Annotated in this window: 34 protein-coding genes and 1 pseudogene; 32 read left to right on the forward strand and 3 right to left on the reverse strand. The window is 35.3% G+C overall.

What is annotated here, in order from left to right; translation table 11 throughout:
• The first annotated feature begins 43 nt into the window (after window positions 1-43).
• The 22 genes and pseudogenes from NSQ76_RS20245 (at window position 44) to NSQ76_RS20350 (ending at window position 11,991) form a co-directional block, all read left to right on the forward strand.
• Entirely contained in the window at window positions 44-2,242 is a 2,199-nt protein-coding gene (locus NSQ76_RS20245) for a type IA DNA topoisomerase (RefSeq protein WP_341055818.1), read from the forward strand.
• A gap of 47 nt (window positions 2,243-2,289) precedes the next feature.
• Entirely contained in the window at window positions 2,290-3,285 is a 996-nt protein-coding gene (locus NSQ76_RS20250; protein WP_341055861.1) for a DUF3991 and TOPRIM domain-containing protein, read from the forward strand.
• A gap of 106 nt (window positions 3,286-3,391) precedes the next feature.
• Complete coding sequence (locus tag NSQ76_RS20255) at window positions 3,392-4,339, forward strand: hypothetical protein (RefSeq protein WP_341055819.1); 948 nt, start codon at window positions 3,392-3,394, stop codon at window positions 4,337-4,339.
• Window positions 4,340-4,357: 18 nt separating this feature from the next.
• Entirely contained in the window at window positions 4,358-4,867 is a 510-nt protein-coding gene (ssbA, locus tag NSQ76_RS20260) for a single-stranded DNA-binding protein SsbA (RefSeq protein WP_163189322.1), read from the forward strand.
• A 205-nt stretch (window positions 4,868-5,072) separates the two neighbouring features.
• Window positions 5,073-5,411 (forward strand): hypothetical protein, encoded by a 339-nt coding sequence (locus tag NSQ76_RS20265; RefSeq protein ID WP_341055820.1) that lies wholly within the window; start codon window positions 5,073-5,075, stop codon window positions 5,409-5,411.
• A gap of 142 nt (window positions 5,412-5,553) precedes the next feature.
• A pseudogene (locus NSQ76_RS20270) lies at window positions 5,554-6,000 on the forward strand (DNA cytosine methyltransferase); the annotation flags it as partial.
• A gap of 19 nt (window positions 6,001-6,019) precedes the next feature.
• Window positions 6,020-6,277: a DUF3850 domain-containing protein gene (locus NSQ76_RS20275; protein ID WP_341055821.1), complete on the forward strand. Its 258-nt coding sequence runs from the start codon at window positions 6,020-6,022 to the stop codon at window positions 6,275-6,277.
• Between the two features lie 19 nt (window positions 6,278-6,296).
• Window positions 6,297-6,581, forward strand: coding sequence for a phosphoadenosine phosphosulfate reductase domain-containing protein (locus NSQ76_RS20280; protein WP_341055822.1), 285 nt, complete (start codon window positions 6,297-6,299; stop codon window positions 6,579-6,581).
• Window positions 6,581-6,817: a hypothetical protein gene (locus tag NSQ76_RS20285; protein WP_341055862.1), complete on the forward strand. Its 237-nt coding sequence runs from the start codon at window positions 6,581-6,583 to the stop codon at window positions 6,815-6,817. The genes NSQ76_RS20280 and NSQ76_RS20285 overlap by 1 nt, the downstream gene beginning before the upstream one ends.
• A 12-nt stretch (window positions 6,818-6,829) precedes the next feature.
• Complete coding sequence (locus NSQ76_RS20290) at window positions 6,830-7,012, forward strand: hypothetical protein (protein WP_341055823.1); 183 nt, start codon at window positions 6,830-6,832, stop codon at window positions 7,010-7,012.
• Window positions 7,009-7,197 (forward strand): hypothetical protein, encoded by a 189-nt coding sequence (locus tag NSQ76_RS20295; protein WP_017697181.1) that lies wholly within the window; start codon window positions 7,009-7,011, stop codon window positions 7,195-7,197. Before NSQ76_RS20290 ends, NSQ76_RS20295 begins: the two co-directional genes overlap by 4 nt.
• 12 nt (window positions 7,198-7,209) lie before the next feature.
• Window positions 7,210-7,380, forward strand: coding sequence for a hypothetical protein (locus NSQ76_RS20300; protein ID WP_172688817.1), 171 nt, complete (start codon window positions 7,210-7,212; stop codon window positions 7,378-7,380).
• A complete protein-coding gene (locus tag NSQ76_RS20305; protein ID WP_341055824.1) occupies window positions 7,380-7,541 on the forward strand; it encodes a hypothetical protein in 162 nt (53 codons plus the stop codon). The genes NSQ76_RS20300 and NSQ76_RS20305 overlap by 1 nt, the downstream gene beginning before the upstream one ends.
• 2 nt (window positions 7,542-7,543) lie before the next feature.
• The gene (locus NSQ76_RS20310; protein ID WP_445661677.1) at window positions 7,544-8,200 is read left to right on the forward strand and encodes a restriction endonuclease; all 657 of its coding nucleotides are present in this window, start codon (window positions 7,544-7,546) and stop codon (window positions 8,198-8,200) included.
• Between the two features lie 84 nt (window positions 8,201-8,284).
• Window positions 8,285-8,653 (forward strand): hypothetical protein, encoded by a 369-nt coding sequence (locus NSQ76_RS20315; RefSeq protein ID WP_341055827.1) that lies wholly within the window; start codon window positions 8,285-8,287, stop codon window positions 8,651-8,653.
• Between the two features lie 125 nt (window positions 8,654-8,778).
• The gene (locus NSQ76_RS20320) at window positions 8,779-9,036 is read left to right on the forward strand and encodes a hypothetical protein (protein ID WP_341055828.1); all 258 of its coding nucleotides are present in this window, start codon (window positions 8,779-8,781) and stop codon (window positions 9,034-9,036) included.
• Window positions 9,033-9,251 (forward strand): hypothetical protein, encoded by a 219-nt coding sequence (locus NSQ76_RS20325; protein WP_163189313.1) that lies wholly within the window; start codon window positions 9,033-9,035, stop codon window positions 9,249-9,251. The genes NSQ76_RS20320 and NSQ76_RS20325 overlap by 4 nt, the downstream gene beginning before the upstream one ends.
• An 18-nt stretch (window positions 9,252-9,269) precedes the next feature.
• Window positions 9,270-10,247, forward strand: a complete 978-nt coding sequence (locus NSQ76_RS20330; protein WP_163189312.1) for a DNA adenine methylase — start codon at window positions 9,270-9,272, stop codon at window positions 10,245-10,247.
• A 157-nt stretch (window positions 10,248-10,404) separates the two neighbouring features.
• A complete protein-coding gene (locus tag NSQ76_RS20335) occupies window positions 10,405-10,746 on the forward strand; it encodes a hypothetical protein (protein ID WP_268435382.1) in 342 nt (113 codons plus the stop codon).
• 36 nt (window positions 10,747-10,782) lie between these two features.
• A complete protein-coding gene (locus NSQ76_RS20340) occupies window positions 10,783-11,016 on the forward strand; it encodes a hypothetical protein (protein ID WP_445661678.1) in 234 nt (77 codons plus the stop codon).
• A 27-nt stretch (window positions 11,017-11,043) separates the two neighbouring features.
• Window positions 11,044-11,451: a hypothetical protein gene (locus NSQ76_RS20345; RefSeq protein ID WP_340816009.1), complete on the forward strand. Its 408-nt coding sequence runs from the start codon at window positions 11,044-11,046 to the stop codon at window positions 11,449-11,451.
• A 132-nt stretch (window positions 11,452-11,583) separates the two neighbouring features.
• Complete coding sequence (locus tag NSQ76_RS20350; RefSeq protein ID WP_341055830.1) at window positions 11,584-11,991, forward strand: hypothetical protein; 408 nt, start codon at window positions 11,584-11,586, stop codon at window positions 11,989-11,991.
• 143 nt (window positions 11,992-12,134) lie between these two features.
• Here NSQ76_RS20350 and NSQ76_RS20355 read toward each other — a convergent pair whose 3' ends face one another.
• The gene (locus NSQ76_RS20355; RefSeq protein ID WP_163189307.1) at window positions 12,135-12,401 is read right to left on the reverse strand and encodes a LacI family transcriptional regulator; all 267 of its coding nucleotides are present in this window, start codon (window positions 12,399-12,401) and stop codon (window positions 12,135-12,137) included.
• A gap of 478 nt (window positions 12,402-12,879) precedes the next feature.
• Between NSQ76_RS20355 and NSQ76_RS20360 the strand changes: the two genes are divergently transcribed.
• The 9 genes from NSQ76_RS20360 to NSQ76_RS20400 all read left to right on the forward strand — a co-directional run bounded on the left by NSQ76_RS20360 (window position 12,880) and on the right by NSQ76_RS20400 (window position 17,094).
• Window positions 12,880-13,110, forward strand: a complete 231-nt coding sequence (locus NSQ76_RS20360; RefSeq protein ID WP_163189306.1) for a hypothetical protein — start codon at window positions 12,880-12,882, stop codon at window positions 13,108-13,110.
• Between the two features lie 228 nt (window positions 13,111-13,338).
• Complete coding sequence (locus NSQ76_RS20365; RefSeq protein WP_341055831.1) at window positions 13,339-13,686, forward strand: hypothetical protein; 348 nt, start codon at window positions 13,339-13,341, stop codon at window positions 13,684-13,686.
• Between the two features lie 98 nt (window positions 13,687-13,784).
• Entirely contained in the window at window positions 13,785-14,012 is a 228-nt protein-coding gene (locus NSQ76_RS20370) for a hypothetical protein (RefSeq protein ID WP_163189304.1), read from the forward strand.
• Window positions 14,013-14,080: 68 nt separating this feature from the next.
• Complete coding sequence (locus tag NSQ76_RS20375; RefSeq protein WP_273796942.1) at window positions 14,081-14,746, forward strand: hypothetical protein; 666 nt, start codon at window positions 14,081-14,083, stop codon at window positions 14,744-14,746.
• Between the two features lie 88 nt (window positions 14,747-14,834).
• Window positions 14,835-15,380, forward strand: coding sequence for a tyrosine-type recombinase/integrase (locus tag NSQ76_RS20380; protein WP_163189302.1), 546 nt, complete (start codon window positions 14,835-14,837; stop codon window positions 15,378-15,380).
• A gap of 49 nt (window positions 15,381-15,429) precedes the next feature.
• Window positions 15,430-15,717 (forward strand): hypothetical protein, encoded by a 288-nt coding sequence (locus tag NSQ76_RS20385; protein WP_273796941.1) that lies wholly within the window; start codon window positions 15,430-15,432, stop codon window positions 15,715-15,717.
• Between the two features lie 140 nt (window positions 15,718-15,857).
• A complete protein-coding gene (locus NSQ76_RS20390) occupies window positions 15,858-16,367 on the forward strand; it encodes a hypothetical protein (RefSeq protein WP_268435361.1) in 510 nt (169 codons plus the stop codon).
• Window positions 16,368-16,396: 29 nt separating this feature from the next.
• Window positions 16,397-16,771, forward strand: a complete 375-nt coding sequence (locus tag NSQ76_RS20395; protein ID WP_341055832.1) for an AbrB/MazE/SpoVT family DNA-binding domain-containing protein — start codon at window positions 16,397-16,399, stop codon at window positions 16,769-16,771.
• Window positions 16,771-17,094 (forward strand): type II toxin-antitoxin system PemK/MazF family toxin, encoded by a 324-nt coding sequence (locus tag NSQ76_RS20400; RefSeq protein WP_163189300.1) that lies wholly within the window; start codon window positions 16,771-16,773, stop codon window positions 17,092-17,094. Before NSQ76_RS20395 ends, NSQ76_RS20400 begins: the two co-directional genes overlap by 1 nt.
• Before the next feature lie 401 nt (window positions 17,095-17,495).
• Here NSQ76_RS20400 and NSQ76_RS20405 read toward each other — a convergent pair whose 3' ends face one another.
• Complete coding sequence (locus NSQ76_RS20405) at window positions 17,496-18,314, reverse strand: ATP-dependent DNA ligase (protein ID WP_163189299.1); 819 nt, start codon at window positions 18,312-18,314, stop codon at window positions 17,496-17,498.
• Between the two features lie 175 nt (window positions 18,315-18,489).
• On the opposite strand from NSQ76_RS20405, the gene NSQ76_RS20410 reads away from it, so the two are divergent.
• Window positions 18,490-19,329 (forward strand): hypothetical protein, encoded by an 840-nt coding sequence (locus NSQ76_RS20410; protein ID WP_163189298.1) that lies wholly within the window; start codon window positions 18,490-18,492, stop codon window positions 19,327-19,329.
• A gap of 185 nt (window positions 19,330-19,514) precedes the next feature.
• Here the strand turns inward: NSQ76_RS20410 and NSQ76_RS20415 are convergent, their stop codons facing one another.
• The gene (locus NSQ76_RS20415; protein WP_340816001.1) at window positions 19,515-19,778 is read right to left on the reverse strand and encodes a hypothetical protein; all 264 of its coding nucleotides are present in this window, start codon (window positions 19,776-19,778) and stop codon (window positions 19,515-19,517) included.
• Between the last annotated feature and the right edge of the window lie 3 nt (window positions 19,779-19,781).

Below are 19,781 nucleotides of genomic sequence, written 5' to 3' on the forward strand. Positions count from 1 at the left end.
CTTTTTTCTTCGATTATTCTTGATATAAAGGGGATTTTAACAGATGACTACTGTAATATTGGCTGAAAAACCAAGTCAGGCTCAAGCCTATATAGACGCTTTTAAAAGTGCAGACGAGAAAAAAGGATATTATGTTGTTCGAGATAATCGGTACTTTGCCGGAGAAGCTATAGTTACATGGGCGATAGGCCATTTAGTAGAACCGGTTTTGCCAGGTCATTATAAAAAAGAGTGGGAAAATTGGAATTTAGAGCATCTTCCCATCATTCCAGATGTTTTTCAGTATGAAGTTGTGAGTAAAAAAAGGGCCCAGTATAACATTGTGAAAGGATTACTTAAAAAAGCCTCTGAAATCATTATTGCCACAGATAGTGGACGCGAAGGTGAAAATATTGCCCGGAGCATTATGAAAAAAGTAGGAATAAGGAATGTGCCAACCAAGCGTTTATGGATTAGCTCACTGGAAGTGTCAGAGGTGCAAAAAGGCTTTTCTTCACTGAAAAACGGATCTGACTATATTCCTTTATACAATGAGGCCCAAGCGAGACAAGTAGCCGATTGGTTAGTTGGTATGAATGCGTCTCCTTTGTATTCTTTGCTGTTGCAGAAAAAGGGGATAAGAGAAACCTTTAGTATTGGCCGAGTTCAGACACCTACCTTGTATATGATTTATAAAAGAAAAAAGGATATCGAAAACTTCAAGCCTCAAACCTATTTTGAGCTTTTTTCGGATGTTAAAGTGGCTGCCGGCAATTTCACTGCAAAGTATGATGGCCGTTTTGATAAAAAAGATGATATTCAATTGTTGCTAAATAAGCATGGTATTAATGATAAACAGGCTGCTGTTATTTCAAAAGTTGATAAACAGTTAAAACAAACTGCCTCCCCAAAACTTCATAGTTTGAGTACACTTCAAACAAAGGCGAACAGGGTTTGGAAGTACAGTCCGAAGGATGTTTTAAAAATAATGCAAGATCTTTATGATAGGAAGTTACTTACTTATCCTAGAACCGATTCTAACTATATTACTGAGCACGAATTTGAGTACCTTAAATCTAATCTCAATCAATATCAAAAGCTTGCCGGTATAAATTTTGATGCTGCTTTTATGGAGCCTCAAAAAAGATATGTTGATAGTAGCAAGGTTAGTGATCACTATGCCATTATTCCAACAAAGAAAAGCCCTGAAGCAGAGACAATTAATAAGTTAAGTGAGAAAGAAAAGAACATTTATTTTGAAGTCTTGCGGAATACCTTGGCAATGTTTGCTCCTCTGTATCAATATGAAGAAACTACAGTAGATGTAGATGTAAATGGTCTTATCTTTCAAGCCAAGGGAAAGGTTGAGATAGAAAAAGGATGGAAAGCTTTATTCGCAAAAGAGGAAAATGAAGATGAAGGTGGTAACAAGCAAAATGAGGGGGCTACAGTTAAGCTGCCGCCTATCCAGGAAGGTGAGAATGCTTCCAGTGAAATTAATATACAGGAAGGCGTTACAAAGCCACCTAAGCCTTTTACGGAAGGACAATTGATTAACTTAATGAAATCAGCTGGAAACACGGTAGAAGACGAGAAATCAAAGAAGATACTGAAGAAAACTGAAGGGCTTGGCACTGAAGCAACGCGCTCAAACATTATTGAAACATTAAAAAATCAAAAATATATCCTTGTAGTAAAGAATAAGGTTGAAATCACAAGTAAGGGTGAAATCATTTGCCAAGCTGTTGAAGGGAATTTACTTTCGAAGCCGGAAATGACGGCTAAATGGGAAGAATACCTTCAAAAAATAGGTCAGGGTAAGGCTGATCAAGCAGCATTTATCCAAGGAATTTATAAATTCATTAACCACTTGATCGAAGAAGTGCCTAAAACAATCTCTTCAGCAAATATCGAAGCCAAAATAGAATCGGTAAAAAAAGAAAGCTTAATTGGGCTTTGTCCTTGTTGTAAAAAAGGTCAGATTCAGGATAAAGGAACACTTTACGGATGTAATGAGTATCAAAATGGCTGCGAATTTACACTGCCTAAAAAAATCTTGAATAAGACAATATCTAAAACGAATATTGAACAAATACTTACTAAAGGAAAGACCAGCCTTATCAAAGGATTCACAAGTAAAAGTGAGAAGAAATTCGATGCTTATTTAAAGTTAGATAACCAAAAATTAAGCTTTGAGTTTCCTCCTGCAGCTAAAAAAGCAAAAGGAAAATATAAATCAAAGCCCAAAACATTCAAAAAGTAAAATAGGGGGTGCTCTTCTTGGCTAAAAGGGTCAATGAAGAAGAGATCATGAAAGCGCGAGATGTTGATCTACTCGACTTTTTGCAGAAAAACGGTGAAGAATTTAAGAAAGAAGGCAAATACTATAGGCATAAGAAACATGACAGCTTGCTTATCAGGGATAATATGTATGCCTGGAATTCAAAAGGGGTAAAAGGGTACGGCGCATTAAACTTTGTGCAGATGTATTATGGTATGGATTTTGTAACCGCGGTTCAAGAATTAAATAAAGAAGAATATCAAGTTATTGATAAAAGCAAAAAGGCTCCCAAGGAAAAAAGGGAGCCTTTTTCTTATGAGAAAAGAAAAAGAATGGAAGTTAATCATCAAAGAGATATTACAAGATATTTAGTAGAAGAACGAAAGATTGATCCTAGAATTGTTAAATGGCTGATTCAAAAGGATTTAATCGCTCAGGATCAAAGAAAGAACGTTGTTTTTAAATGGATCAAGAATGGAGAAGTCATTGGATATAACCTCCAAGGTACAGTCAAAATGAACAATAAACGGGGGTCTTATAAACATGTTGCTCCTAATGATGATCCGGATTATGGTTTTACCTTTGATATAGGGAAGCCAGAGCGATTAATGTGCTTTGAAGATGGTATTGATGCCCTATCATATTGGAGTATAAAAAAAGATCAATTAAAGAACGTTAGAATAGTTTCAATGAATGGGCTAAAAGAAAAAACTATTGCCAATGCGTATAAGCAAGCTGTGTATAAGGAAGGGCATAAAATTAAAAAAATTATATTGGGCGTTGATAATGATGAAGGTGGAAAAAAATTCATTGATAAAATGAATACGCTCGTGAATCCCGACATTCTAGAAGCTGATGTTCCAAAGCATACTAAGGATTGGAATGATGAACTGAAAAGACAAGTCAAATCTAAGGTTCAAGAAAAAGAAGAAGGACTGCTCAATCAAATCAAAGAAGAACATTTGGCGGCTAAAAAGAAAAGACAAAAATCAAAGAGAGAAATAGATCTTGATCAAGCTCTGTAAAAATAGGGGGCCTTCAGAGAGCCTTTAATAACTATTTACCACAATACCACTTGTTAACTATGTGGTATTGTGGTAAAGTTAGAATATAAGGAGGAGAGGTGAAAATATGTTGGAGAGCTTAATGTTGGAGGACTTAAACCGAGTGATGATTGAGACACTTTTTGGAATGCTGAAAATTATCGCTATCCCTATAATCCTTTTTCTAGCGTTGGAATCAATTATGTTTGGACTAAAAGGTGACTACAGTAACATGAATAACGATGTTATGGACAAATTGAAATCTAAAAGAGATTTTAGAAGGAGAGCTAAAATATCCCGTGGTCAGTACAAAGAATTAAGTAAGATGATTAAACAATATGAATATTTACAATTGAAAACAAGGGAAGTTAAGTTGAAAAGCAACATTAGTAGAGTAGAAGTTAACCTGTCGGGCATTTTAGATGTCCTAAATCCTTTTAATTTAGAGAATAAAAGGACTATCTCTTTAGGTAATTTTCCTGAATCATATTGGAGCGTTAGAAATGTTTTATGTAAGTATGAAATTTCTGTTTCCCTTATAGAAGAACGACTTTTTGACCTCTTTGAACAGCCTTTTAATCAGGATCATGAGGCACATATAAGAAAAATATCCAATGAATTTGCTGATATCCTCTTGGAATTAAAAAGAGACTTAATCAAAGCGATTAAGCCTTTCGCTGATCAAAGGGATGATCTAATAGGGGCAGATATTAAAGGCGCTAAAGAAACGATTAAATTTGAGAAAAAAGTTATTGAGAGAAGTAACGGTAATTATTCTTCATCACCAAAGGAAAAGAGAATTGTTAGCACTAAACGTGCTTACGAAAGTACAAATACAGATAACCAAGTTAATAACCCAATAATTTGGAATGAAGTTCTAACAAAAAATCACGATAATAATGAGCACCATAGTCACCATAGGGAACACACTGAAAGCGTATACTACGATCATTCTTCTTCAAGTCATTCTTATGATTCAAGCTCAAGCTATGACAGCAGTTCAAGCTCAAGTTTTGATAGTGGTGGGTCATTCTAAAAGAAAGAGGGTATTTAAATGTTAAATAGGGTTGTATTAGTTGGAAGATTAACAAAAGATCCGGAGCTTAGATACACGCCAAATGGTGCAGCTGTAGCCACATTTACTCTTGCAGTTAATCGAACGTTTACAAATCAATCAGGTCAACGTGAAGCTGACTTTATAAATTGTGTAACGTGGAGACGGCAGGCTGAAAATGTTGCAAACTTTTTGAGAAAAGGAAGTCTTGCGGGCGTAGATGGCCGTCTCCAAACTAGAAATTATGAAAATCAACAGGGGCAACGTGTTTTTGTGACTGAAGTACAAGCTGAAAGTGTTCAATTCCTTGAGCCGAAAAATAACAACGGTTCCAGTTCAAATCATAATGAAGGGAGCAGTGGGGGAGGTCAGTTTTTTGGTGGTGGACCTAATGAACAATCACTTGGTAATCAAAACAGCCAGGGAAGTAATCAGGGGAACAGATTCAATGACCCATTTGCTAATGAGGGTAAGCCGATTGATATTTCAGATGACGATTTGCCATTCTAATTTGATCTTATTAGTTACTAAGGGGGATTCAGATTATTATAATCTGTAATCCTCCAAAAAAAAAGTCAAAATACCACAATGCAACAGAACCACAATACCACGTACTGATAATTAAAAAACCGAAGTAGCGACTTCGGCAATTAAACTAGACACTTAATTATAACATATGTCGCTACTTCAATCTAATTGAAGAGGAGAATAAAAAATGAAACATGATGATCTGAAAAAAAGGTTGGTAGAGTTAATCGAAAACAAAGACGCTGCTGCTACAACTGAATTAAAAGAAGGTTTGGAAGAGGTTTTTTCTTTAGCTGAAACTGCCGAAAAGCAAAAAGACATTATCAAGAAGTTTCAGCATGCTCAAGACATAGTAATACCTCATCAGCTTGATGAAATGAAAAAAATTATTAAAACATACAAAAATGCACTTGAGCATGTCAATTTAGAGCTTAAAGAAATCGAAAGATCATCAGGTACTAATATGGAGTTGTTTCTGCCTATAAAAGAAATCGTCACAAAAGCTTTGGAAGGTGGTTCTAAATGATAACTCTCCAAGGACAAATTGAGGAAATCATAAAGAAGAAACCTAACAAATTCATAAGTGTTGAGGATCTTTCATATTTCCTTGGCCGAGATACTGAAGAGATTATTAGGCTTGTTAGAAAAAGTGCTGATTTAGATCTTGAAGATTACGCGGTACATGTAAAGATGGTCAAACCGTCACACAGCCAATGCCAACTATAACGGCAGGTGGCTTGCATGTTGGAGAAGTAAGGGCATTTTTAACGAAATATTACGGTTCAGATACCGGCCAATCGCTTGACATGCCCTTACATACAGTTACAACGAAAGACAGGTTCGGTTTAGTCACCATAAAAGGTGAAAATTATCAAATTGCTGATATAGGGATGAGGATGCTGCAGCCACATGAGTTATTTGCTGCACAAGGGTTTCCAAGTGACTATGTGATTGATAAAGATATGAATGGTATTAAATATTCAAAAAAAGATCAAATAGCGCGTTGCGGGAATGCTGTCCCTCCACCTTTTGCAGAACAACTTGTAAGGGCCAATCTCCCCGAATTCTGCGTGAATGAGCATATGAACAGATTTACTACGTTTAAAGCAAATTAATAAAAAGAGGGTGGAAATTATGAGTGTTACACATCATCTGAAAATAAAACCAAATTTGTATAAGAATATCATTGAATGTCAGGAAGAATTAGAAATTATTCATGTTAACAAAGGATTTAAGGAAGGAGACACAATCACGCTGATGCCTTTTGGAAGTGCATTTGGCACTCCTATTCCTTTTCATCTGAAATCTATAACGGATTATAGGGAGAAAAAGGGCTGTGTTGTTTTAGGAATTGAAAGAAAACAGGAATGTATAGAGACAAAAACTTATTGAGAATTGGGGGATATTCAGCATGATCAAGCAGCATTATGATGACGGTAAAAAGCACATACATGTTTTATCTTACGGAGGGGGCACTCAATCGACTGCCCTTCTTCTTATGGCTTTGAAAGGCGAAATAAATGGTGTTATTCCTGACTATATCATCTTCTCTGATACTGGCTGGGAGCCTCAACACGTTTATAACTGGGTCAACGAGAAGAAGAAAGAAGCACGTCCGGTATTTTCAGAAACAGCGAAAAACAAAATTCTAGGGGATGTATTTCAAAATCCTGAGTTATTGGAGGGCGCGGAGTGATGCATGTACCTGACAATATAAAGAAAGCCATCATTAGTTGTTCTTATCATTACAGATATGCAATAGAAAACGGAAATCAAATTCGTGATTGGCTGGAATCAAATGAAATAAACAGCGATTTCATGAAAGACTATTTGAACGACTGCATAGAAAATGGTTCAGATAATTGGCGGGATTTTTTAGATCATCTTGAAACACACACAAAAGATCAAATGTATGACGGTACGGAAGATTAAGGAGGGCGTGGAATGCCAAAAGTGAACGGAACATTAATCGGATACTATTGCGATGACTGCGAGGAATGGTTGTTTTTAGAAAGACCTGCCTGTACGTCCGAAATCTATTGCCCTTTTTGTGGAGATCAAACTCTTGCGATGGATTCTGACGATTTAAGTTTACTGGAAGAGATGATGAAGGAGGACGCGGAGTGAAGGAATATACAGAATGTCCAAAATGCGGGAATGATCAGCTTATCAACTACGGAGAAATGGCAGTGGAGTTTGAAAGGTCAGCGAAAACAGGGAAGATGTTAAAACGCAGTAAAGACGGATTGCCCACATGGTTTGCGACTAAGTGTCGGTGTGGTTGGGATGATTATTTAGAAAAATATGAGTAAGGAGGGCGCGGAGTGGTGAAAAAGAAAAGTAGTCGTGTTTTTGATAAAAGAAATAACGTCACATTCTTCACAGGGACAGAATGGGAATGTATGGAGTTTGCATTAAAGAATTATCCTCATGAAAAATTCCCTCATGTTTTAATCGGTGTAAATGATGAAGAGGAAGAGGAGGGCTCGGAATAATGCCTATAGAAGAATTAAACTCCTATTACTGTGAGGAATGTGAAAAATGGACTTTTATACAAGAACTGCGTTATTGTGTCTGTTGTGCTTATTGTGGAGAAGAAGGCATTATCAGGGGATCTAAAACGTATGAGAAATTAAGAACAATAGGGACAGAATGATAATGAACCCTCTATATATCAATATTATAATTTTAATTATTAGTATGTTAATTGTCTTTAGGTTTGCAAAGTTTATTTTTGATAAAACAAAGAAGAGGCGGGCTATAGATAAACTGGCCTCTTCAGGTATGAAATATATCGATAAAATGGACGGGCACATGTTTGAAGTATTTCTCATGGCCCTTTTTCAAAAGCTTGGTTATAAACCAAAGATAACCCAAAAAAGTAGAGACTTTGGTGCCGATATTATTCTAGAAGGAAAAAAACGAATTGTAATTCAGGCAAAAAGGTACGGGTTTAAAAATAAAGTCGGACTTTCAGCTGTACAGGAAATTTATGCAGCTCAAGCTTATTATGCAGCTCAAGAATCATGGGTCATAACAAACAGTCAATTTACAAGTGGAGCTCACAAGTTGGCAAATGCCTGTAATGTTAAGCTCTTATCAAGAAAAGAATTGCAGGATTTCATTAATAAGGTTAAACCAGATAGAACTGCAAAAGAGGTCTTTGAAAATGAAGATCCTGCACCAAGAATCTGTCCTAACTGTAATTCAGAATTAGTTGTGCGTAAATCCAGTAAAACAGGAAATAGGTTTCTTGGCTGCTCTTCTTATCCTTCTTGCCATCATACGGAGAATCTTTCTGATGATAAAAACTAATTTTTTCCAACTTGAGAAAGAGTCCATCTATAATTATAAACAACCGAACTTCTTGAAAGATCGGCACTAAAGGAGAGAATAGATTTGGTAACTATTAATCAACGAGTTTTAAAAAATCATGAAGATTTTGAACCACCATTTTTGGAAGAAGAAGCTTCAATTAAGATTGAAGGACTGGGGAGTCAAAAGACCCTAGATTCAGCTAAAGGCTTGCTGCCGGCATTAGGGAATATTCATCGAATTACGCATTTTAGAAATGGCAAGAAGATTATATTCCATACCTACATAGAAGCTGATTTTAATTTGCTGATTAAGGGAGGATTTACTAATAACTACACAGGTGTAGGGCCTGCTGCATTTCAACAATTTTTGGCTGCAGCAGGACTTAATCAAACGCATATTTCATCACTGTCCAAAGATGAAGAAATAGTAGAGATCAAAATAGAATTTTAGGCAACTGAAGCATGCACAAGTTGAGGTTATCCAAATGGATAACCTTTTTATTTGTCGACAATACCACTTGTTAACAGTGTGGCATTGTGGTATTGTTTAAGTAAAGTGATATTTATGGGCTCATCATGGGCGGTACTAAATTTAAAATAATGCAAAGAAGAGGTATTTTAGTTATGTCCAACAATGAAAAGTTAATACAAGCCTTGGTGCAATTGAAACAGTCTGCACGTGAAATAAATGAACTATGGTATGAAGCTGATGACGAAACATACAGCAATCTCTGTGAAGATTATCCTTTTGATAATGATTTGGTTGAGGTTGTTGAAAAGATCAGTGATTGGGTTAATAAACAGGAAAAATTATTGAAGGAGGTTCAACAATGATCTCTATAATTGAACGGTTAGATAAACCATTTGAAGGAATGAAAGAAACTTTTGAGGAGAGTTGTAAACAACTATTCCTTGCATACGTGGTCAAGTTTGATGAAGAGATCGAAGAATTCACAGCAGCGTTAGTATCCAGTACCCTTGCAAACGGAATTAACGGAGAAACTTTGACTACAAAAAGTAAATCTGAATATAAAGTGTTTATAAAATAATTTTTATAAGGTGACAAGATGTTAACTTGTGATTTTTGTGGTAACACAGATACTATTGATAGCGAAGCTTTTCAAATTGATACGGTTAATCCAGGTTTTTGGTGTGAATTGTGTCAGGGATACTCATATTTAGAAGAAGACGCTGAGAGGCACAGATTTACATTAATTTTGGAAGATAAACATGCTGATAATGTACAATTTGTGGCTCCAATTGTTTCTTTATCTAAAAGGATATCTCCATATAGATATCCAGGAGGAAAATCAAAAATTATTGATTTTCTTTACACCCACCTTCAAAAAAATAAAACACAAAAACTTATATCCCCCTTCACTGGTGGAGGAAGTTTTGAATTGTCTCTGCTTGCTGCGGGAGTAGTGGACCGTCTTCATTTAAATGATTTAGATTTTGGTGTTTACGCACTTTGGTGGATTATTAAACATATGCCATATGCTCTTATTGATCTTGTTCAAAATAAAGAGCCTGACCATAAAACATTCTTTGAAGCACAGTCTATAATCAAAAATGATTATCGGGGAACTGATTTAGTTGATGCAGCATGGTATTCTCTTATAGTTAACAGGTTAGCTTTCAGTGGGATAGCAAAAGCTAATCCATTGGGAGGAAAGAAGGGGACTAAAGAATCTCTTTTATCACGTTGGAATCCAGGGGAGCTAATAAGGCGAATTGAAAAGATTCATTCAATGAGTGATCGCATAGAAATTACTCAAGAAAATGCAGTGAATTTAATTGAAGAATCTTATTGGGAAGACGATTCAACAATATTTATTGATCCACCTTATGTTAATAAAGGAAAGCAATTATACCCTTGTTATTATACAGAAAAAGATCATAGAGACTTATGTTTCCTTCTTGATACTCTTCACTTTGAATTTCCTGGTGCAGATATAATAACAACATATGATTATAACGAATGGATTCAAAATCTTTATAAATATCCGGATGTCAAAGTGATTGGCCGTACTTACTCCATATAAGATTATCGCAATGACTAATCATTGTGGTATGATTTAATTACATATCCACTTTACCACTTGGTTACTTGTTCACATGTAAACGAGTAAATGGCATTATATATTTTTTTGATATGGATATAGTGCAGCTAAAACGAGTTATCGAAAGGGTAGATATATTATGAAAGAAAATTCTAACAAGACAAATATGCATCGTTCTAAAGAGTCAACACAAATTAGAGTGAAGTATGAGGACTATGAGGAATTAAGTGAACTCGCTTTTCAAAATAGAAGCACGATTACTGAAATTCTTTCTGAAATTATTGTTGAGGCAAAAAAACATTTAGATGAAGTAAACATTCCGGAATATCAAAAGCCTAGAGAAAAGGTACAATCCAAAGCAATCAGAATTTATATAGATGACAGGGAGTTCCTGAAAGAATTAGCTCATAAGAGAAAAAGCAAAATTGTCGATTTAATAAACATTTTTATATCAGAGTATAAGAAGAAAATCAAAGATTAATTGTTAAATGAAATGGTCATAAAAGGGGTGCTGAAATTGTTAAAATATCTGAAGATTTTTCTCATTATTGCAGCAGTAATAGGCGTACTTTATCTCCTTCGCGGACTGATCGTACAGCTATTAGGGATTGGCCTTCTTTTGTTTGTTGCAATCGTTGGTTTATATTTTGTCTTCCGTATGTTCGCAGGACTTATTAGCTTGTTACTTGTTGTTGCCGGTGGATTCGTTATGTTTGGCTTGATATTTAAGGTTGTTTATCTGCTTGCGTAAAATAAAGAGAGGAGAGGAGAAGTTACGGTGGACGATATAAGTAATGCATTTTCTAAATTGACTAATGAACAACTTAAAACCCTGGTACACAATTGGCTTCGGTGGGGATTATATTATGTGAGAAATTTGATGCAACCAGGTGGATCAGTAAAGAAGAAAGACTTAAAACAGGTTCAAGAAACATGTAACTTGATAGCAGATGGAATTCATAATTTTCCTGATCATTTGGTGAATTTTGATCGCGACAGTGCAATTTTTGATTTAGGTGAATTCGTTCTAAATATAGACTATATCGTAAAAAATATGACTTACTACCATTGCGTGGATGATGCAGCGCTAGGAACTATTATAAAGGACATACATAAATTTAATGATAAAATGCCTTTTTTCTTAAAAGATCTTTACGAAAAGTGGATGGAAAAAAGAGCAGTATAACCGGTTCGAGAATGGCAGCTAAAGCTGTCAACTTTAATTTTAAAAAACTCTATAACTTCAGCTCAAAATTGAAACTATTCCAGTTTTGAATCGTAAGTTTACTTGTAGAGATCAGAAAGTGAGGTTTTATATATGTGGGTTAGAAATCAATATGCTGGTCCAGGCGGCGGTCTTTCAACTGGTCCAGGCGGCGGCCTTTCAACAGGCCCACGTGGCGGGGCTTCAACTGGTCCAGGCGGCGGCCTTTCAACAGGCCCAGGCGGCGGTCTTTCAACTGGTCCAGGCGGTGGCCTTTCAACAGGCCCAGGCGGCGGTCTTTCAACTGGTCCAGGCGGTGGCCTTTCAACAGGCCCAGGCGGCGGTCTTTCAACTGGTCCAGGTGGTGGCCTTTCAACTGGTCCAGGCGGTGGAGCATATACTGGTTCAGATGATAATCCTTATAGAAGCAATATTCCGCCTTGGCCAATTTTTGTCAGAGAGTTAGAAAAAAGAGGTTTGCACCAATATTCAGCTTTGATACGAAGATATATTCAACTTTAATAAAAAATTAAAAGGCTCTTAAAGAAGAGCCTTTTTTAAATGAATAGTCATCAAGTTGCATTTCTAGAATTGTGCTTTTTCACTGATCTCACCATCCTTTTGCCCAACATGATCAAGTAGCAAATCTGCTATCAGCTGAAGTATCATTCATATACATAACAAACTCCCTTTTCTACCGTTACACATTCAAAATCATCCCAATAATAATCACCTTCACTGTCTCTAAAGAAAATTCTTACAGTATCATTACCAAGCCATTTGTATTCTTCAACCGTATCAGGAAATTGTTTGTTTCTAATTGGAATTAATTTACCTGGTTTAGTTGCTGCATCAGCTGCTTGTGCTCCGGATACTAGCAATGCTCCAACAAGCGAAACTGCTCCTATAACTTTTTTGATTTTGCTCTTCATCTTCACTAACCCCCTAATCATTAGTATATCTATTAAAATATGGATATTTAATAGACGTGGCTATCTTATCACCCTAATAATGAAAAAAATGTCTTTTTTTGTAGACTCTAAGATATGTTCAGAAAAAGTCCAATATTTTCAAGTGTAAAAAACATCTCAAAAACGAGATAAATTGTGATTTAATCGGAAAAAAATCAATGTATGCTTTTACATAAAAGGATACATTCAAACTGTTGATTTATAAGTATTTTTGTTAAAAATATGCTATAATGAAATTAGGTAAAAAAATGATACATTCAATTCGTTGTATTTAAAGGGATTTCGTTTACCGGTTTTGTTTAAGATTAAGTTTCTCTCACCGATGGTAATATATATCAATTTTCGAATCCGAGAAGGAAATGATGAAATTTCATTCCTTTATGAAAATTGAATTTAACCAGAAATCGAAAAATTTTGAAATAAGGGAGTGTGGAAGAATATGAGTGTTTCCAAAAAAACAGTTAAGCTTATTTCTGAGGATGATAATATTGGTTTATTTACCTTTGAGATAACCGAAGAATTTTTAAAGGTGGTATTAGAGGATAGGGGTTATCAAGAGTTAGAGGAATTCTTAAAAGTGTATACTTTCGAACAGTCTTTTGAAGTGTTTTTAATAGCAGAAAGAGAAGCAGAAATTTTGTCTTATGAAGGGTCCGAGGAAATTGAATAATGACTTTGATAAAAGAATGATGGAAGAAATCAAATTAATGAGATCGTTCAATGACAGCTTAGAACGGAATATAAAAATTCAAAACATCGCATTAGTCTTATTTGGTCTTAGCGCGCTAGGGATTCCACTAATTCTGCTAACGTTAATTGTAAAAGGATGAATGTAATTCCTATAAACCAGCAGTTTCATTGAAATGCATATTTTAAATAGAATGGAGAGTTTAGAAAAATGAGCTTAAACACAACAATTAAGTCATGGGATGAAATGGTTTCGTTTTTACAGGGAGTAGATCATCCTCAATGTTTCACAGTTAATTTTCTCCCAGAGTCAGGAGAATACGAAATGTGGATTGGCAACCAACCTTATTACAATTATGAAAGGCTTATTGAATTAGAGGAAAAGGACTTCAATAAATTAAGAAAGGAATTTAATACATACAAAGTTGAAAAAGAAAAAGAAATAAATAATTTACACAAGGCCCTTTGCATAGCTCTTGAAACACTCGAAAATAATGATTTGATGAATCACGATTATCGTTTAATTCATTCAATCATAAACGAAATGGAGCGAGATTAATGAAAAAACCGAGTAATCGCGAGGAAAGGGTAAAGTTTATTCTGAGTAAGCAAGGTACTGATAATCCGTTATAAATAATAAGACAGGAGTGTTAATTTATGTATCCAGTTAACAAAAAAGACATTGTAACAGAGAGAACCAGAAAACAGATAAAGTTACAGGTGGATCGGCTTAAATCTTTATCCAAAACAGATGAGCAAATTGTTAAATTCTTAGAAGATGAAGTTGAAAAAGAGTTGGCATTGAGTAACTACTTTGATTCAGTGTATGAACTGGCTGATTATATAGAAATACCTGTTTCTAAGTTTCGAGTTTTCTGGATGTGATTAATTGTTTCTGAATAAAACAACAACTTTAAATAAAATGCTGAATCAGCTTTTAAGAGGTGTTAATAATGGCTTATACTTCATTGTGTTTGAAATCATTTGATACTTTTAAACAAGGATCTTTATATGATTGTTATGAAGAAGACCGGTCAGTTTTTTTAAGGCCTATCGATTCAATTGGTCCATATGGTAGTTATACTCGAATTGATTGGCATGACCACAGGAAAAATTTTGAGTTTTTTAATGATATGGGTTTTGTTTTCTTCGATCTTTCTGAAGAAAGAAAAAGGTTTGAATTTATCGAAAAAATTATAACGAAACTTCCTTTTTCATTTTGTGAAAAATATCGATCTCCTGTTCGAACGGTACCGGTAAGTAAAAGTTACAGATTTAAAATTGCTGAAACAAAGTTATTCAAAATATACAAAATGTTATTACCTTTGTACCTATTGGAAAGAGAAAGTCCGGAGTTGCTTCTTCAGTTTAGTAAATCAATCGACTATGCATTAAAAACACTGGAAGACATGTGTAAACTAAATTTTAAAATAGATACAGATGTGGATATAGATAAAGAAATCGCGATGGCAGCTGAGCTGTTCAAAGAAATTCACTTATTTTACAAAGAGAATAAAACTAATGACTCTGCTGACGAACAAGTAAAAGTTTTTTTAGAGAAGCATCATGCAATTATGAAAAATGCTACGGATCACATCAAATTGTTTCGTTCCTTATAATTTAGTGTTATTTTAAACACAGTAATGCTTATACAAGTATTACGTTTACGAAATAAGAGCAGATAACGCTAGATAGAAGGTATGCAAAATGAATCAATTACAAAATGTGCAGCCGATACGCAGCTTAGAAAAAATTGATGATATGAAGTGGGCTTTAAAGAGATTTTGCTCTGAGCGAGATTACATGTACTTCTTAATTGGGATCAATTGCGGTCTTCGTGGTGGAGATTTAGTACAACTGAAGCAATCTCAATGCAAAAGAAAAAAGTTTGTTGTTAAGGAAGGAAAAACAAAAAAACCTCGAAACATTAACCTTTCTTCTATCTATTCTGAGGTCCAGGATTACATTAAAAATAATCCAAATGAATGGATGTTTCCGTCGCGGAAGGGGAATTCACACATTACGCGCGTTCAGGCATACAGGCAAATGAAAAAAGCTGCTGATATGGCAGGAGTAGAAGGTATGGGTACCCACACACTCAGAAAAACCTTTGGGTATTGGTATTACAAACAAACGAGGGATATTGCAAAACTTCAAATGCTGTTTAATCATAGCAATCCGGAAACAACTCTTATATATATTGGTATCACAGAGGAAGAACTTGATCAAAGCCTTGAAAACTTTAGACTTTAAAAGGCAACTTATTGGGACGGAAATGTGAACGAAGAAGGAGAATCAAAAAGTGAATGACAGAGTTAGATTAATAGGGCTGTTAATCGGTACTATTTGGTTATTAGTATGGTGGGGAACTGATAGACCGCAGCACTTGTTCGACCTTCAAACAAATTTAAAAGGTTTGACTTTTTTATTTAGCAACGAATGGTTTTTAACACAGGAGAGTATTTTCAGTTTAGACTTTATCAATGTTGTTTTTTTAAATTTATGCAAATGTGCAACTTGGCTTGTGGTCTTACTTTCTATTGTCAGTATAGGTTATGAATTTAAATACATTAGCAAGAAGACTTCGTAAAAACATACCTATAAAGAAACTAAAGGGATATTATACGCGAAATATAAAGTAATTTCGTCTGAGAAGCCCTCAGCAACACAGGATCGATTCAAACATTGAGGATTGGAGTCGATTAATAGATAAAGAGCTTAAAATAGGGAGTGAGTGAAATTAATCCTTCAATAAAGTTATATATCTTTGTTTTTTTGAAAGCTATTTTGTATACTCTTGGTGTTTTAGCAACAACTTTGTTAATTTCGCACTATGAACATAACCTGATCGGTTTTTTCCTTGTGAGCTTCATAATTACCGTCTACTTTCAATTTGTCGTTGAAAAAGGAAAGTATCATGGATTAATGATTAATGAAGGTATTAAAGATTTAGATGAAGGAAAAGGGATCTTTTCCAAAAGCGATAAAACTTACGAGGAAAAAGCAAAATCTAATTCGAAACATATCAAGATAAGAACCAATTTAATGATTGTTGCAACAGGCATGCTGTTTTTAACAGGTCTGTTTTTATCTGATGGATTAAATGCAACTATTTTTATACTTATCGGCTGCGGTTTAATTTTTATTGAAACGGTGTTTTCGATTATTGGAACGATGAAAATCAAAGTTGTTCTACATATGCTTGAGGAAGTCTATAGAGAAAAAAGTGGTAATTCGTAAAGGACCATTGCCAGGGCGACTGAGTTTAAGTGGCAGTAGTTGACGGTCAAAATCAGCAATTTCACAAAAATAGTATCCTTCTCGGCATTAATGTATATACTTATGTATATACGAAAGATCTTGGAGGTGCTATAATGGAGGAAAAGAAACGTGAAGGAGTGGTAAGTGTGACAACAACGGTTCAAAGATGGGGGAATAGCCTGGCCGTTCGCATCCCTACTCGTATTGCTGAAGCTATCTCCATGGAACAAGGCACAGAGATCGAATTAACTGTAGGAAAGACCGGAGTCATGTTAAAACCTAAAAATAATAAACCATCATTAGATGACCTTTTAGCCCGCATAACACCCGAAAATCGGCATTCCGAAGTTGATTTTGGCCGTGAAGGGAATGAACTATTTTAATGTCAGTTGAACGCGGTGACCTAGTTTATTTAAACTTTAATCCACAAGCAGGACATGAACAAGCTGGAAGAAGACCAGCTATTGTATTATCTCCGAAAAATTTTAATCAAACCACTGGGTTTGCTGTGGTCTGTCCTATCACTAACCAACAAAAAGGATATCCCTTTGAAGTAGCCTTGCCTGATGGCTTGGCTATTCAAGGGGTTATATTAACAGATCAAGTGAAGAGTTTGGATTGGAGAGCCCGTCGTTTCCAAGTTGTAGACCAAGCTCCCGAAATAGTTGTTAGTGACTGCTTGGATTACATACATACTTTTCTATAACAAAAAATGCACTCTTATAGGGTGCATTTTTATTTTCAGAAATCCTCGCTAATCGAGCTGCAGAAAATGTGCTACACTCAGAACATCATTGCAACTTTTTGTCCTAGATTGAAGTTTATACGGGTGGATTCAGCAGCCGATGGTGGCTATTCATCTGAAGGAGGAGAACCGATGCTTTGGGCTCCAAAAAGACCGGATGAAGACATAAAGTTATTTAGCGACATGGGATTTCTATTTAGAGGGAGGTTGAGGCCTTGATATAAAACGGTTCTCGTGATTGTAACAGTGTAACAGGTTTACTCATTAACAAATTTACTTTGTAACAGTGTTAGTGGGATATTTTGATTTTGCGCGTTAAATTTTTAAAAAAAGAGTGGGGGAGTGGTTATGTAATGGAGAGGTTACTCTCTCCAAGAAACGAATGAGGGTAAACGAAGTTTCCCGTGTTTAGTCATAAACCGATGTTTAACATTGCACGAAATAGGTTCAATAAATACAAGATCTTCAGTTTCAGACTTCAATTTTTTCTTTAAGTGAAACTTATGTCGCTCAGACTTTGGCATAAATTCCATCATGCCGGCGGGCGTACCATCCTGGTAAGACAGCAGGAATTTTATATCTTTGCGTGTGTATCCGGTTATCAAAACTTCAGTAAAGTCATAATTGATGACTTTAATCCAGTTCTTAGAGCGTTTTCCAATTTCATATGATGAGTTCGCTTTTTTAAGGACGATGCCTTCTAATCCTTTCTCTTTGACCATGTTGAAATAGGCAACACCATTTCCTTTTATCCCTTCAAGTACAAAAGCATTCGGATGGTTTATTTCAAGGCCTTTAAGAACTTCTTTTCGTTGGGTCAGTGACTTTGATGCAATGGATTGGCTATTTGAGTAAATGACATCAAAAATACAGTATACAATTTTATGTCGGGATTTATTGGACATAAATCGTTCCATGACAGCATCAAAATCAGGAGATCCATCAGCACCGGTTACGATTATTTCACCATCCAACACCGTACCTTCAGGAACATCTAAATTCAATAACTCGGGAAATTTGCTGCTAACTTCATTCTTATGGCGCGTGTAAAGCTTTACTTGATTATTGAATTTTGACAATACAATCCGTATACCATCAAATTTAAGCTCACTGATATAGGAATCATCATCGAAGAGCTCTTGTTCTTTTATGGATTCGAGCAGCATAGGGGCTATAAACAAAAAAATCACCTCTCTTATGAAATAATAAGGGAAGGATGAAGGTCTATAAAGACATTTGAACCTGGTACTTAATGGGTTTGATGACTTTAAAAAGGAGATAAGGGTTCAAAATTGAATTATAATGATATCTGTTTATTAAGGAGTTAGTAACTAAGTCATAAGGGAGAGATTGCTTTTGAATAGAGGTAGTCGTGAAGATATTAAAGAAACAGGGAAAGAACTTGCTCTTGATACAGTTTTGAATGCTGGTAGCAGCACAGCTGCAGATATTGCAAAGGAATCAGTAGCAAGCATAGCAGGAGATTTTCTTATTGATGTGGGAAGTTCATTGGTTCCTGGAATTTCAGGAGCAGTTCAAGGTTATAAACGTGCCCGTTTCGAGAGGAACATCAAAACATTCGCAGAAGATCTGCATTCTAAGCTAGAGGAAGTTCGCATTAATCTAGAATCCAAGACAATAGAACAAAAGGAACAGATTGATCAGTTATTTCAGTACGTTCTGGATTATGTTATTGATGAACAACAGGAAGAAAAAATTCAATATATGGTAAATGGATTCGTGAATATTACTGAACACGATTATGTGTCAAATGACTTTATCCTAACCTATTATGACGTATTAAAAGAGCTCAGGATGGTTGATATATCCGTTCTTAGACTTATGTATACTTCTCGGTATGCGTTTGATCCGGATTCAGCAGAAGAGTTGCAGGAGATTATGGATAGACATGGACTAAGCTATGAGCAATATGAAGCAGTGCGCAGAAATTTACTTAGGATTGGAGTATTAACAACTAGGACGGATTTAAGCATAACTGACGACCTTAAAGAAATTTCAAAAACATTTAGAGAATTATATTCGTTTTTAGACAAGTTAACAAGTCCCAAGTTTAAACACTCATTACCGAGATTAAAAGAGCCAAAGTTCAAGTCGAAAGAAAGCTTTGAAATTTCCCAGTTTGGACGAGATTTTGTTAGATTCTTTTTAGAGTTAGAACAACCTGTTAGTGAGTAGGATTCAATTTCACAGCTATAAGAAGTAAAAATATTAACCCCGGATGGTCTAGGTCCGGGGCAGGTAGCAATCAATCTTCAAGCATAAAGATTGATCTGTATCATAATACATTTAAATTAGGGAGTTTGTAAACGTGCTAATCATTTTGCAATGTCCTTGGTCAAGGAGGATGGTTTACGCCAGTATTAATCTATTCTTATAGCAAAGACAAAACCATCGGAGTCTTCGACAATATGAGTAAAGGTATGGTGACTCTGTGTAATATCCATTAGATAATTCAAGTTGCCATTTTGATAATCAATATTTAATCCTGCTAAATCGCTTCTATCACAAGGAGTATCTGTTTCTAAGTCATAAACAATATTTGAATCGGTATCCGGAAAAGCGTCAGGTTTATTGTTATATAAACCTGATAAGACTGTTACATAGCATCCTTGATTAATTTTCATTTT

It is taken from the genome of Bacillus sp. FSL M8-0256, assembly GCF_038005765.1.
GTDB lineage: Bacteria > Bacillota > Bacilli > Bacillales > Bacillaceae > Bacillus > Bacillus safensis.